The sequence below is a fragment of the Pseudomonas delhiensis genome, assembly GCF_900187975.1.
In the GTDB taxonomy this organism is placed as follows: Bacteria; Pseudomonadota; Gammaproteobacteria; order Pseudomonadales; family Pseudomonadaceae; genus Pseudomonas; species Pseudomonas delhiensis.
In genome coordinates this window covers 36250-50031 of sequence record NZ_FZPC01000034.1, presented here as the reverse complement: position 1 = coordinate 50031, position 13782 = coordinate 36250, and the positions used below count along the sequence as shown (strand labels likewise).

The 13782-nt window shown below is 69.3% G+C and carries 9 protein-coding genes; 8 read left to right on the top strand and 1 reads right to left on the bottom strand.

The genetic code is table 11. From position 1 onward, the window contains the following. Positions 1-23 precede the first annotated feature (23 nt). The 8 genes from CHC02_RS25490 (at position 24) to CHC02_RS25455 (ending at position 11579) form a co-directional block, all read left to right on the top strand. Positions 24-1595 (top strand): TolC family protein, encoded by a 1572-nt coding sequence (locus CHC02_RS25490; protein WP_089394186.1) that lies wholly within the window; start codon positions 24-26, stop codon positions 1593-1595. Next, a complete protein-coding gene (locus CHC02_RS25485; RefSeq protein ID WP_089394185.1) occupies positions 1579-2364 on the top strand; it encodes an efflux RND transporter periplasmic adaptor subunit in 786 nt (261 codons plus the stop codon). Before CHC02_RS25490 ends, CHC02_RS25485 begins: the two co-directional genes overlap by 17 nt. A 6-nt stretch (positions 2365-2370) precedes the next feature. Further along, positions 2371-3711 carry an efflux RND transporter periplasmic adaptor subunit gene (locus CHC02_RS25480; protein WP_089394184.1) on the top strand — a complete coding sequence of 447 codons (1341 nt, stop codon included), beginning with the start codon at positions 2371-2373 and terminating at the stop codon, positions 3709-3711. Then, a complete protein-coding gene (locus tag CHC02_RS25475) occupies positions 3711-5810 on the top strand; it encodes a site-2 protease family protein (protein WP_244160994.1) in 2100 nt (699 codons plus the stop codon). Before CHC02_RS25480 ends, CHC02_RS25475 begins: the two co-directional genes overlap by 1 nt. Positions 5811-6605: 795 nt before the next feature. Beyond that, positions 6606-7139 carry a cytochrome b gene (locus CHC02_RS25470; protein WP_089394189.1) on the top strand — a complete coding sequence of 178 codons (534 nt, stop codon included), beginning with the start codon at positions 6606-6608 and terminating at the stop codon, positions 7137-7139. 195 nt (positions 7140-7334) lie between these two features. Further along, positions 7335-8102 carry an SDR family oxidoreductase gene (locus tag CHC02_RS25465; protein WP_089394182.1) on the top strand — a complete coding sequence of 256 codons (768 nt, stop codon included), beginning with the start codon at positions 7335-7337 and terminating at the stop codon, positions 8100-8102. Positions 8103-8379: 277 nt separating this feature from the next. Beyond that, complete coding sequence (locus tag CHC02_RS25460) at positions 8380-10197, top strand: DUF1302 domain-containing protein (RefSeq protein WP_089394181.1); 1818 nt, start codon at positions 8380-8382, stop codon at positions 10195-10197. A gap of 17 nt (positions 10198-10214) precedes the next feature. After that, positions 10215-11579, top strand: coding sequence for a DUF1329 domain-containing protein (locus CHC02_RS25455; RefSeq protein WP_089394180.1), 1365 nt, complete (start codon positions 10215-10217; stop codon positions 11577-11579). A gap of 772 nt (positions 11580-12351) precedes the next feature. On the opposite strand, the gene CHC02_RS25450 is transcribed toward CHC02_RS25455, so the two are convergent. Then, complete coding sequence (locus tag CHC02_RS25450; protein WP_089394179.1) at positions 12352-13779, bottom strand: DUF1254 domain-containing protein; 1428 nt, start codon at positions 13777-13779, stop codon at positions 12352-12354. Positions 13780-13782: the final 3 nt, after the last annotated feature.

Sequence of the window (13782 nt, the reverse complement as noted above, 5' to 3'; positions counted from 1 at the left end):
CACGCATGGATCAAGGAACGCTTATGCCGGGACATCGCCTCAAGGCCTTGAGTGCCATCATCGCCGTCAGCACTGCGCTCGCCGCCTGCTCCTCGCTGATGGAGTCCAAACCTTACGACGAACAGGAAATGCGCCAGCGCGTCATCGACGACCAGGCGCGCATGTACCGCGAGCAGGAGCCGGTGTCCGCGCCCATCACCTTCTACGAGGCCGCCGCGCGGGCCCTGAAATACAACCTCGACTACCGCCTGAAGCTGCTGGAAAGCGCCCTGGCCGCCGACCTGCGCGACGTCACCGCCCACGAGATGCTGCCGCGCCTGGTGGCCTCGGCCGGCTACGCCGGGCGCAACAACGACTCCGGCGGCACCTCCATCGGCATCCAGGACCGCCAGGTCTCCCTGCGCCCGTCCACCTCCGAGGAGCGCTACCGCGACATCGACAGCCTGGGCCTGTCCTGGAGCCTGCTGGACTTCGGCGTGGCCTACTACCGCACCCAGCAGAAGGCCGACCAGATCCTCATGGCCGAGGAGCGCCGCGAGCGCGTCGCCCAGAACGTCCTGCAGGACGTGCGCAACGCCTACTGGCGGGCCCTGGGCGCCCAGCGTCTGCTGCCGGAGGTGGACAACCTGCTGATGCGCACCCACCGGGCCCTGACCGCCGCCCGCGAGGCCGAGAACCAGGGCCTGCTGCCGCGCCAGGACATCCTCGCCTACCAGCGCGCCCTGCTCGACTCGGTGTACATGCTCACCGTGCGCCGCCAGGACCTGGAGTTCGCCCGCGCCGAGCTGGCCGCGCTGATGTCGCTGCCGCCGAACTCGAAGATGGTCCTGGCCGACACCCGCGAGCAGCCGCTGCCCATGGTCACCGGCAACGTCGAGAAGCTGGAGCAGCTGTCGCTGCAGCACCGCCCGGAGATCATGGAGGAGTGGTACCGCAAGCGCGTCGACGAGAACGACCTGAAGATCGCCAAGGCCCAGCTGTGGCCCAACGTCAGCGTCAACTACGGCTACCAGTACGACTCCAACAAGTACCTGTACAACAACCACTGGAACGAGACCGGCGTGCAGGTCTCCATCAACCTGCTGCGCCTGCTGCAGTACCCGGCGCTGAATACCGCCCAGCAAACCCAGGCCAAGACCGACGACATGCGCCGCACCGCGCTGTCCATGGCCATCCTCACCCAGGTCCGCGTCGGCCTGCTGCGCTACCAGCTGGCGCGCCAGGAGGTGGAGTTCGCCGACGACAGCCTGCGCGTCGACAAGAGCCTGCTGGACTACGCCCAGAAGGCCCGCAGCGCCGCCCTGGGCACCGAGCTGGAACTGATCCGCGCCGAGGGCCGCTACCTGCTCTCGCGCTACCAGCGCGAGGCCGCCTACTCCGACGCCCAGGCCGCCTGGGGCCGGCTGTACAACTCGGTGGGCTTCTCGGTGCTGCCGGACAAGGTGGAGAACCACGACGTGAAGACCCTGGCCCGGGAAATCCAGCGCACCCTGGAGCAGGAGACCGGCAACAACCTGCTGACCGCCGGCAACGGCACGGGCAACAGCACCCTCTCCAGCAGCAACGAAGGAAGCGCCAATGCCGCACAGCCGTAAGCCGTACCTGCCGTTCCTGCCCTGCCTGTTCCTCGCCCTGCTGCCGTCGGCGTTCGCCGCCGACGGCGACCCCGCCCTCCCGCCGCCGGCCGCCGGCGACGAACCCAACGCCATCCGCGTGCTGCTGGTGTCGGACCTGGAGACCACCCTGTCCAGCCAGATGAACGGCACCCTCGGCGAGCTCAAGGCCAGCCTCGGCCAGAAGGTCGCCAGGCAGGCCCTGCTGGCCCAGCTCGAATGCGTCGAGGTGCAGGCCCGCGCCAAGGTCGCCAGCGCCGAGCTGGGCATGGCCCGGCAGAACCTGGCGGCCAAGCGCAACCTGCAGAAGCTCGACGCCGCCGGCGAACTGGAAGTGGCCATGGCCACTACCGAGGTGAGCAAGGCCGAGGGCGCCCTCACCCTGGCCCGCGCCCAGGCCGGCTACTGCCAGGTCCAGGCGCCCTTCGCCGGGCGCGTGGCCAAGGTCTACGTCAAGCCCTACCAGACCGTGCAGGCCGGCGCGCCGCTGTTCGACCTGGTCAGCGACGGCGCCCTCAAGGTGCGCCTGAACGTGCCCTCCACCCTGCTGCCGCGGCTGAAGCCGGGCATGCCCGTGGAGGTGGAGATCCACGAGACCGGCAAGCGCTACCCGGCCAAGGTCAGCGCCATCAACGCGCGGGTCGACGCCGTGGCCCAGACCGTCGAGCTGGAGGCGCGCCTGGATGCGGCCTATCCTGAACTGATCGCGGGCATGAGCGGTACCGCGCGCTTCCCCGATGCGCAAGAGTGAGCGGCCATGAGCGAGATGTTCCCGCCACCCCAGCTGCTGCTGAGCCTGGCCAACCTGCGCGACCGCGCCCTGGCCGCGGAGTCGCTGAACGCCCTGGCCTTCTCCATGGCCAACGACCTCTACGCCCTGCTGCGCTTCCACCAGGCGCTGGTGCTGGCCCAGCACGGCCAGCAGCTGGAGCTGCTGTGCATCTCCGGCCTGGCGCGGCCCACCGAGGACTCGCCCTACCTGGTCTGGCTGCGCCGCGCCGGGCGCTGGCTGAGCGGCCAGGTGCAGGACGCCGCGCCGCGCTGGCTGCCCCGCGAGGCCCTGGAGGTGCCCGAGGACATCGCCGAAGGCTGGGCCGAATGGTGGCCCGGCGGGCTCTGGGTCATCCCCCTGCATGACCGCCACGGCCAGCGCCTGGGGCTGCTGGTATTCCTCCTCGACGAAGCCCCGGCGCCCTCGGTGGAGAGCCTGCTGCAGGGCGTGTTCCAGACCTGGGCGCACTGCTGGGCCGCCTTCGGCAAGCCGCGCTCGCTGCGTTTCTGGCGGCCGAGCCGGCGCCAATTGCTGCTCGCTGCGGCGGTGCTGGCGGTGATGCTGCTGGTGCCGGTGCGGCAGACCGCGCTGGCCCCGGCCGAAGTGGTGTCGCGCAATGCCCAGGTGATCAGCTCGCCGATCGACGGGGTGATCGCCCGCATGCTGGTGCGGCCGAACCAGAGCGTCACGGTCGGCACCCCGCTGTTCGCCCTCGACGAGACCACCCTGCGCAGCCGTGCCGAAGTGCTGGCCAAGGAAGTCGCGGTGGCCGACGCCGAGCTGCTGGCCGCCAGCCAGCGGGCCTTCGACAACCCGCAGAGCAAGGGCGAGCTGGCGGTGCTCAACGGCACCGCGCGGCAGCGCCGCGCCGAGCTGGCCGCGGTGCAGGCGCAGCTGGCGCGCACCACGGTGCTCTCGCCGCGCGCGGGGGTGGCGGTGTACAGCGACCCCAACGACTGGCTGGGCAAGCCGGTGGTCACCGGCGAGCGCATCCTCCAGGTCGCCGACCCCAGCCAGCCGGGCATGCGCATCCAGCTGCCGGTGGCCGACGCCATCGCCCTGGACAGCGGCGCGCCGGTCACCCTGTTCCTCACCGCCTACCCGCTGTCGCCGCTGCACGGCGAAATCCTCGAGACCAGCTACGAGGCGCGCCCGGGCGAGGACGGCGTGGCCTCCTACCGCCTGCTGGCCAGCGTCGAGGGCGCCCCGCAGCACGCCCGCCTGGGCCTGCACGGCACCGCCAAGCTCTACGGCGAGCGCGTGCCGCTGGGCTACTACCTGCTGCGCCGGCCCCTGGCCGCCGCCCGCGCCTGGACGGGCTGGTGATGGACGCCGCCCTCGAAGACCTGCCCACGCCGCCGCTGCGCGACGACCTCGACATCGCCGAGGCCGGCACCAACAGCGACGGCGAGCCGGCCTGGGTGATCCACGACAACGTCACCAACCGCTTCTTCCGCATCGGCTGGCTGGAGTTCGAGTGCCTGCTGCGCTGGGAGCAGACGCCGCGGCGCATCGCCGAGGAAATCGCCGAGCAGACCGCGCTCAAGCCCGACGCCGAGCAGGTGCTGGGCTTTCGCGCGTTCCTCGAGCGCCACCAGTTGGTGCGCCCCGGCGCCCAGGCCCTGGAGCGCCTGCGCGAGGCCAGCGAAGGCAACCAGTGGCTGACCTGGAAGTGGTGGCTGCACCACTACCTGTTCTTCCGCATCCCGCTGCTGCACCCGCAGCGCCACCTGCGGCGCCTGGCCGGCGCCCTGGGCTGGCTGTTCCACCCCTTCACCGGCGTGCTGGTGGTGGGCCTGGGCCTGCTCGGCATCGTCCTGGTGGCGCACCAGTGGGACAGCTTCCGCCACGACGTGGTGGAATCCTTCTCCACCGAGGGCCTGCTCAGCTTCGCCCTGGCCCTGGTGGTGGCCAAGACCCTCCACGAGCTGGGCCACGCCCTGGTGGCCACGCGCCTGGGGCTGAAGGTGGCGCACATGGGCATCGCCTTCGTGGTGATGTGGCCGATGCTCTACACCGACACCGGCGAAAGCTGGAAGCTGCGCAGCTCGCGGCAGCGCCTGGCCATCGCCAGCGCCGGCATCCTCACCGAACTGGGCCTGGCCGGGCTGGCCACCCTGGGCTGGGCGCTGAGCGACCCGGGCCCGCTGCGCAACGCCCTGCTGTACCTGGCCACCACCAGCTGGGCGCTGTCCCTGGCGCTGAACGCCAGCCCCTTCATGCGCTTCGACGGCTACTTCATCCTCTCCGACCTGCTCGACTTCCCCAACCTGCACGAGCGCGCCACGGCCCTGGCCAAGGTCACCCTGCGGCGCAACCTGCTGGGGCTCGAGGAGGCCTGGCCGGAAGCCTTCCCGGCGCGCCAGCGGCGCCTGCTGGTGGCCTTCGCCATGGTCACCTGGGTGTACCGCCTGGTGCTGTTCCTCGGCATCGCGGTGACCGTCTACCTGTTCTTCTTCAAACTGCTCGGGATCTTTCTGTTCGCCGTGGAAATCTCCTGGTTCATCGTGCAGCCGATCTGGCGCGAACTGAAACACTGGTGGCAGCACCGCGGCGAAGTGCACCGCGGCCGCCGCCATCTCTTCCTGGTCCTGCTGGCGGCCATCCTGCTGCTGGTGGCCATCCCCTGGCGCAGCCAGATCCACGCCGTGGGCCTGGCCCGCGCCGAGCACCAGGTGCGCCTCTACGCGCCCTTCCCGGCCCTGCTGCAGGAAGTGCGCAAGGCCGGCCAGGTGCAGGCCGGGCAGACCCTGGTGGTGCTCGACCAGCCGGACATCACCCTGCGCCTGGCCGGCAACGAGGCCAGCATGCAGGGCTACCGCGCCCGCCTGGCTGGCCTGCTGGCCGACCCCGCGGGCCTGGCCGAGGAAGCCGCCACCCGCCAGCGCTACGGCGTGCAGTTCCAGGAAGCCCGCGCCGCCCGCTCGGAAATCGCCCGGCTGAACCTGCAGGCGCCCTTCGCCGGCCAGTGGCTGGACCTCAACCCGGACTGGCACGGCGGCCAGTGGATCGGCACCCGCGAGCCCCTGGGCGTGCTCATCGACCCACGCAGCTGGCAGGTGGACGCCTACGTCGGCCCCGACGAGATCCAGCGCCTGGGCGAAGGCAGCCCGGTGCGCTTCTACCCCGAAGGCGTGCCCCGGGCGATCCCCGGCAAGGTCCTGCAGATAGGCACCACGCGCATCGGCCAGCTCGGCCAGCCGGCCCTGGCCTCCCGCCACGGCGGCCCCCTGGCGGTGCAGCCCCACGGCGACCAGCTGGTGCCCAGCAGCCCGCTGTTCCACGTACTGGTGCAGCTCGACGAAGCCCCGCCGAACCTCCACGAGACCCGCGGCCACCTGCAGATCGAAGGCCAGCGCCGCAGCCTGCTGGCCGACGGCCTGATGCACCTGGCGGCGGTCTTCATGCGCGAAAGCGGATTCTGAGCCGATTTCGCTTCTCGCAGGAGCGAGGGGGACACTGTGCTCCTATCTCCCCATCGTCATTCCCGCGAACGCGGGAAACCAGTGGATTGGGGATTGGTGTAGCGCGCCGCTCCGAGTGCGTTGATGTTTCTCGTTTCGCCCCCTCGGGCGAGTCGCTTTGGCTAGCCCATCGGGGCTCTCGCGACATCCATGTCGCATGACCTCCTGAGCGCCGGTTTCGCTCGGCCTTCTGAAGGGGCGTTCCGGTGCGCGCGGAGCTTTCTCTGGAACCCGTAGGGCGCATAACGCCTACGGCGTTATCCGCCGTTTTCAACGACGGATGATCGCGGACAGAGTCCGCTCGGTTCCAGGAAGCACGGTCGTAGGAGCGGGCCCTGCCCGCGATTCGCGCGCAGGGCGCGCTCCTACAGGGGAATGGCATGGCTCGGCCAGCGTAGGAGCGGACTTCGTCCGCGATTGGATTCACCGGCCACGCCGAACGCCCCGGTAGCACGGCCACCGGCGGATAACCGCGAACGGTTATTCGCCCTACGGTGGAATGCGGGGTGTGAGGATGACGCCGGACTTTCCGTCTGCGCAGGACAGCCCCCTCTCCCGCTTGCGGGAGAGGGTTGGGGAGAGGGGCTCTTGAACCCGACGCCCACGGCCGCCGGCGGCCCCGCCACAACATATTGCAACGCCTTCGCTTCGGCGGCGGCCACTCCCTTCGGTTACCCTCCTCCATTCCCACGACGAAAAAGGATGCCGCTCGCCACCTTCCGCGAGCAGGACAACGCACGTAATGAGGAAAGCCCCGTGACCCAAGCCCGCTACACCCCCGCCCAGATCACCCTGCACTGGCTTAGCGCCCTGCTGGTGCTGGCTATCATCGCCCTGCCCTACGGCAAGGACCTGTTCGCCGGCCTGCTCGGCGGCGCCGGCGGGGTGTTCACCCTGCACAAGTCCCTGGGCCTTTCGGTCCTGCTGCTGACCGTCGCGCGGCTGCTGGTGCGCGCCCGCCATGGCGCGCCGCAGCTGCTGCCGGCCAGCGAGCGGCTCAACCTGCTGGCCGCCAAGGCCGGCCATGCCCTGCTGTATGCGCTGCTGATCCTGATGCCGCTCAGCGGCCTGCTGTTCGGCAAGCGCCCGGTGAGCCTGTTCTGGCTGGTGGAAATCCCGCCGCTGCCGCTTGCCGATGCCGTGCGCGAGGCGGCCAAGGCCTTCCACGTCACCGCCCAGTACCTGCTCTTCGTCCTGATCCTCGGCCATGCCGCCGCGGCCATCTGGCACCATCACGTGCGCCGCGACGACGTGCTGCGCGCCATGCTGCCGGCCCGCGATCAGGCCTGAGGCGCCACCCGGGGCCGGCTCGCCACGCGCCGCCCCCATCATCCCCATTCATCATCCTGATCGCACTTCCGGGCGATATCGCCCCGCCACCCCGCTGCCTATCCTCGCCTGGCCGGCCCCGCCCCTCGACGTGCCCCCTGACCCGACCTGGGGGCGGTGGCCGGCACCTCCCGACAGCATTCCCGGAGCAGCCCAATGTCCACATCCGCCCCCTTCGACCTCGGCGGCAAGGTCGCCTTCGTCTCCGGCGCCAGCCGCGGCATCGGCGAGGCCATCGCCCACCTGCTGGCCCGCCAGGGCGCCCTGGTCATCGTCTCCAGCCGCAGGCTGGAGGGCTGCCAGGCGGTGGCCGAGGCCATCCAGGCCGCCGGCGGCCAGGCCTGTGCCGTGGCCTGCCACATCGGCGAGCCGGAGCAGGTCCGGGCCACCTTCGACTGGATCCGCGAGCGCTTCGGGCGCCTCGACATCCTGGTCAACAACGCCGCCACCAACCCGCAGTACGGCAACGTGCTGGACACCGACGTCGCCGCCTTCCAGAAGACCGTGGACGTCAACATCCGCGGCTACTTCTACATGTCGGTGGAAGCCGGCAGGCTGATGCAGGAACAGGGCGGCGGCAGCATCGTCAACGTCGCCTCGGTGAACGGCGTCAGCCCCGGCGAGCTGCAGGGCATCTACTCGGTGACCAAGGCCGCGGTGATCAGCATGACCAAGGTCTTCGCCCGCGAGTGCGCGCCCTTCGGCGTGCGCTGCAACGCGCTGCTGCCGGGGCCCACCGACACCAGGTTCGCCGCCGCCCTGATGCAGGACCCCGCGGTGCTCGACGGCATCCTGCAGCGGGTGCCGCTCAAGCGCGTGGCCAACCCGGAGGAGATGGCCGGCGCCGTGCTCTACCTGGCCAGCGACGCCTCCAGCTACACCACCGGCATCAGCCTGGCGGTGGACGGCGGCTATCTCATCTGATCCGCGCGCCCGCGGCGCCCTCCTGACCTCCGAACGCACCGGGCCCTGGCCCGGTGCGCGCGTTGCCATGGGCGAATTCCTTCAGACAATTCCCACGCCTGACCGAGCCAGTGAATGAAGGACCATTCATCGCATTGCTGAACCCCGCTGAAACCCGCGCCACAGCACGACTCATACCTTCTTCCGACACGCCACTCGTACTTTCGCGCGCTTATCCGCGCCCGCCGCTCCACATAGCTTGTGCCTGCAGTCTTCCAACCGAGCACCGGAGCGCTACATGAAAACAATAACAAGACCTGGCTTCTTCCAACCGCAGCTGCTGGCCCTGGCGGTGGCCCTGGGCGTCGCGGCCCCGGCCAAGGCAGTCAACTTCAGCATCGGCGAGATCGAGGGGCAGTTCGACTCCTCCCTGTCTATCGGCGCCAGCTGGAGTACCCAGAGCCCTCACCAGGACTTCATCGGCTACAACAACGGCGGCAACATCACCACCCACACCACCGACGACGGCCGCCTGAACTTCAAGAAGGGCGAGACCTTCTCCAAGCTGTTCAAGGGCATCCACGACCTGGAGCTGAAGTACGGCGACACCGGCCTGTTCGTCCGTGGCAAGTACTGGTACGACTTCGAGCTCAAGGACGAGAGCCGGCCGTTCAAGGACATCAGCGACGAGGGCCGCGACAAGGGCGCCCGCTCCTCCGGCGTGCAACTGCTCGACGCCTTCGTCTACCACAACTACGACATCTCCAACCTGCCGGGCAGCGTGCGCCTGGGCAAGCAGGTGGTGAGCTGGGGCGAGAGCACCTTCATCCCCAACAGCATCAACAGCATCAACCCCATCGACGTTTCCGCCCTGCGCCGCCCCGGCGCCGAGATCAAGGAAGCGCTGCTGCCGGTGAACATGTTCTACCTGTCGCAGAGCATCACCGACAGCTTCTCCGCCGAGGGCTTCTACCAGCTGGGCTGGGACAAGACGGTGCTGGACAACTGCGGCACCTTCTTCGGCACCGACGTTGTGCCCCACGGCTGCAACCTGAACAACGCCAACAACGCCGCGCCCGGCTTCGGCGCGCTGATGGCGCAGTTCGAGCCCATCGCCGCGTCCAACGGCCAGGGCTTCATCGCCAACGACGAAGGGGTGATCCTGCCCCGCAGCGGCGACCGCGACCCGCGCGACAGCGGCCAGTGGGGCCTGGCCCTGCGCTGGATGACCGATGACGTGGAGTACGGCGCCTATGCGATGAACTACCACAGCCGCAACCCCTACTACAGCAGCCAGACCGCCGGCGCCGACACCCTGGCCTCGCTGGGGCGCATCCTGGCCGCCACCGGCGCCGCCTGCGGCGGCCGCCCGGGCTGCTCCTCGGTGGTCCAGGGCATGGCCCTGAGCACCGTGCTGGGCAACAGCAACTACTTCATCGAGTACCCCGAGGACATCCGCCTCTACGGCCTGAGCTTCGCCACCACGCTGCCCACCGGCACCGCCTGGCAGGGCGAGGTCAGCTACCGGCCGAACATGCCGCTGCAGATCAACACCCCGGACATCTCCCTGGCGGTGCTCAACCCCATCGCGCCGACCACCTCGCCGACCATGCCCACCGCCCCCGGCGCCGACAACCATGGTTACGAGCGCAAGCCGATGACCCAGTTGCAGACCACCTTCACCCACTTCTTCGAACAGGTGATGGGCGCCGACCGCCTGACCCTGGTGGGCGAACTGGGCCTGACCCACCTGAGCGACCTGGAACCCACCAGTTCCATGCGCTACGGCCGCACCCCCGAGTACGGCCAGTGGGCGCCGGGCAACACCCACGGCTTCTACACCAACACCTCCTGGGGCTACCGCACCCGCGCCATCCTCGACTACGGCAACGCCATCGCCGGCATCAACCTCAAGCCGAACATCGCCTGGTCCCACGACGTGGAAGGCTACGGCCCGACCTTCAACGAAGGCGCCAAGGCCATCAGCCTGGGCCTGGATGCCGACTACCGCAGCACTTACACCGCCAGCCTGTCGTACACCAACTTCTTCGGTGGCGACTACAACACCCTGATCGATCGCGATTTCCTCGCGTTCAGCGTCGGCGTGAACTTCTAATCCGCGAGGACTCAACGATGAACAAAGCACTACGAGTGATCGGCGTCTTCACCCTGTCCCTGCTGGCCGGCAGCGTACTGGCCGCGGTCTCCCCGGACGAGGCCGCCAGGCTGGGCGCCAGCCTCACCCCGCTGGGCGCCGAGAAGGCCGGCAACGCCGACGGCAGCATCCCCGCCTGGACCGGCGGCCTGGCCCAGAACGCCGCCCCGGTGGACGCCAAGGGCTTCCCCGGCAACCCCTTCGCCGGCGAGAAGCCGCTGTTCACCATCACCGCGCAGAACCTCGAGCAGTACAAGGCGAAGCTGTCCGAGGGCCAGGTGGCGCTGTTCAAGCGCTACCCGGACTACAAGATGAACGTCTACCCGAGCCACCGCACCACCGTGGTCCCGGAATTCATCAACCAGGCCGCCAAAACCAGCGCCCTGAAGACCAGCCTGGTGGAAGGCGGCAACGGCCTGCAGGGCTTCGCCGACAGCCGCTGGGTGGCCTTCCCGATCCCGAAGAACGGCCTGGAGGTGGTGTGGAACCACATCACCCGCTTCCGCGGCGTGAACATCCTGCGCTCCTCGGTCACCGCAGCGCCGCAGACCAACGGCGCCTTCACCGCCATCCGCTACGAGGAGGACCTGGCGGTGCCCAAGGGCATGGCCGACCTGGACGCCAAGGACGCGGAAAACCTCCTGTACTACTACAAGTCGCGGGTCACCGAGCCGGCACGCCTGGCCGGCAACGTGCTGCTGGTGCACGACTCCCTGGACCAGGTGAAGGAACCGCGCATGGCCTGGCAGTACAACGCCGGCCAGCGCCGCGTGCGCCGCGCCCCGCAGGTGGCCTATGACAGCCCGACCACGGAAGTCGACGGCCTGCGCACCTCCGACGGCCTGGACATGTACAACGGCGCGCCCAACCGCTACGACTGGAAGCTGGTGGGCAAGAAGGAAATCTACATCCCCTACAACAACTACGAGCTGGCCTCGCCGAAGCACAAGTACGAGGACCTCCTCAAGGCCGGCCACGTCAACCAGGACCTGGCGCGCTACGAGCTGCACCGCGTCTGGGTGGTGGAAGCGAGCCTGAAGCCGGGCGAGCGGCACATCTACGCCAAGCGCCGCTTCTACGTCGACGAGGACTCCTGGAGCATCGCCCTGTCCGACCAGTACGACGGCCGCGGCCAGCTGTGGCGCGTGGGCGAGGCCATGCTGACCCAGGACTACAGGCAGCAGGTGCCCTGGTACGCCCTGGAAAGCCTGTACGACCTGATCTCCGGCCGTTACGCGGTCAGCGGCATGATGAACGAGGAGAAGAGCTGGATCCGCTTCGGCGAGCCCTCCTCCGCCGCCAAATTCACCCCCGCGGCCTTGCGCAGCGACGGGGTGCGCTGAGCAGCAGCACCTGTGGTTTTGGGCGACCTTCGGGTCGCCATTTTTTTGCGCGCCGCACGCGAACGGTTATCCGCCCTACGAGTTTGCCGGCTGACGCTGCGTTATCCGCTTGCTCGGGACAGCCCCCTCTCCCTTCAGGGAGAGGGCTGGGGAGAGGGGACGGACTTCGCCCAGGCACCTCTGCCAAACCCTGACTCCGCCCCCCCTCCCTAACCCTCCCCCGCAAGCGGGAGAGGGGACCGTTCGGCGCGATGCGAAACCACGAAGCTCCCGGGCTCCCCGTAGGGCGCATAACGCCTACGGCGTTATCCGCCGTTTGCGTCGTGTATCGGCGCATCGGCCAACGGCGGATAACCGCGAACGGTTATCCGCCCTACGAGTTTGCCGGCTGACGCTGCGCTATCCGCTTGCTCGGGACAGCCCCCTCTCCCTTCAGGGAGAGGGTTGGGGAGAGGGTGACGGACTTCGCCCAGGCACCTCTGCCAAACCCTGACTCCGCCCCCTCCCTAACCCTCCCCCGCAAGCGGGAGAGGGGACCGTTCGGTGTGGTGCGGACCCACGAAGCTCCCGGGCTCCCCGTAGGGCGCATAACGCCTACGGCGTTATCCGCCAAATCGCGGACGGAGTCCGCTCCTACGACTCCGGGAAGCACCGACGTAGGAGACTCCGTCCGCGATTGGCATCCGCCACGCCGGACGCTCCGGTGGCACGACCAGCGGCGGATAACCGCGACCGGTTATCCGCCCTGCCCGATCGCCTGGTCCCTGCTCCGCTACTGGACGCGGCTCACCTGCGGCAGCGCGTAGCGGCCGTCGAGGATCGCGGCGTCCGGCTGGTACAGGCGCAGCAGCAGGTAGAACCCGCCCCTGGGCGCCGGCAGCCAGTTGGCCTTGTCTTCGCCCATGGGCTGGGCGTGCTGGATGGGGATGCTGATGGAGCCGTCGGCCGCCACCTGCAGGCCGGGGGTGTCCGAGCCGACCTTGTAGCGGCCGATGGGGTTGTCCACCAGCATCTTGTCGCCGGCGTTGTAGAGCGTCAGCGACCAGAAGGCCCCGACCGGCGGCGCCTTGGCGAAGGTCAGGCGGTACGGGTGCTGGCCGTCGAGCGGCTTGCCGCGGTCGTCCGTGAAGCGGATCGGGTAGACCGCCTCCTCCGCCAGGTTGCCGCCCAGGTAGGCGCCGGCCATGACCGAGCGCCCGGGGTAGTCGTAGCCGAACTCGTTGACCATGGCCACGTTCCAGCCGTTGCGCAGCACGGTGGAGGTCATGGTGGCCTTGCCGGCCACCAGCGGGCCGTCCGCCAGGGCGCGCTTGAGCCCGCGCAGCTGCTCGGCGGTGAGCCTGGAGCGGTCGAAGCCGTGTTCCGCGCTCAGCCCGATGCGCTGCAGTTGCCCCACCAGCGCCGCGTCCACGGTCTTGATGCGGTTGTGCTGCATGGCGTACCCCAGGTGCGTGAAGAAGCCCAGGTCGTCGCCCTCGATCGACGGCAGCGGCGGCAGTTCTTCCTTCGGCGCCTGGTAGCCGGCCTTGCCCAGCTGGCTCAGCGGGCGCAGGTCGAACCCTTCCTGCAGCGCCAGTACCGGCGCCAGGTCCTCGCCCTGGCGGATGTGCAGGCGCCCCCACAGCCAGAGCTTGTCGGTGCTCACCGGCAGGGCCTTGACGCCCTCCGGCAGGGTCCCCTGCCAGCCCGGCGGCACCAGGGCGAAGCGCCCCGCGCCGGTGCCGGTGGCGCGGCGGCCGATGTAGTGCTCCAGGTCGTGGTACATGTCGAAGACGTTGATCACGTAGTAGCGGTCGGCGGTGTCCGGCACGCTCAGCACGTAGGGCTCGCTCAACCTGACCACCGCGCTCATGTACAGGGTGTCGTTGTTGGCCGTGGGCATGTCCTTGTCCGCCGGGGTGGACAGCGCCGTGGCCCAGCCAATGCGGTTCAGCGGCGCGCGGTAGCTGGTCGGCGGCTTGTTCGCCGGCACCTGGGTGTAGGTGCGCAGGACGCGTTCCAGGCGCACCAGCGGGTAGCCCCAGGTGTAGGCCATCACCCCCAGGGTGTAGGCATCGATCTCCTGGGCCTGGGCGACTTTCTGCGGGTTCATCACCAGGCTGATCTGCGGGTCCGCGAAGGCTTCCGCCCCCTGGCTGGGGCCAGCGCCCAGGGCGACGGCCAGGGCCAGTGCGGAAAGGAACGGACGTGAACGGTTCATCGT

What these genes read in the sequence shown, in the direction of transcription:
- CHC02_RS25485 (WP_089394185.1), top strand. Translation starts at nt 1,579, where the DNA reads ATGCCGCACAGCCGTAAGCCGTACCTGCCGTTCCTGCCCTGCCTGTTC.
- CHC02_RS25480 (WP_089394184.1), top strand. Translation starts at nt 2,371, where the DNA reads ATGAGCGAGATGTTCCCGCCACCCCAGCTGCTGCTGAGCCTGGCCAAC.
- CHC02_RS25465 (WP_089394182.1), top strand. Translation starts at nt 7,335, where the DNA reads ATGTCCACATCCGCCCCCTTCGACCTCGGCGGCAAGGTCGCCTTCGTC.
- CHC02_RS25490 (WP_089394186.1), top strand. Translation starts at nt 24, where the DNA reads ATGCCGGGACATCGCCTCAAGGCCTTGAGTGCCATCATCGCCGTCAGC.
- CHC02_RS25455 (WP_089394180.1), top strand. Translation starts at nt 10,215, where the DNA reads ATGAACAAAGCACTACGAGTGATCGGCGTCTTCACCCTGTCCCTGCTG.
- CHC02_RS25475 (WP_244160994.1), top strand. Translation starts at nt 3,711, where the DNA reads ATGGACGCCGCCCTCGAAGACCTGCCCACGCCGCCGCTGCGCGACGAC.
- CHC02_RS25460 (WP_089394181.1), top strand. Translation starts at nt 8,380, where the DNA reads ATGAAAACAATAACAAGACCTGGCTTCTTCCAACCGCAGCTGCTGGCC.
- CHC02_RS25450 (WP_089394179.1), bottom strand. Translation starts at nt 13,779, where the DNA reads ATGAACCGTTCACGTCCGTTCCTTTCCGCACTGGCCCTGGCCGTCGCC.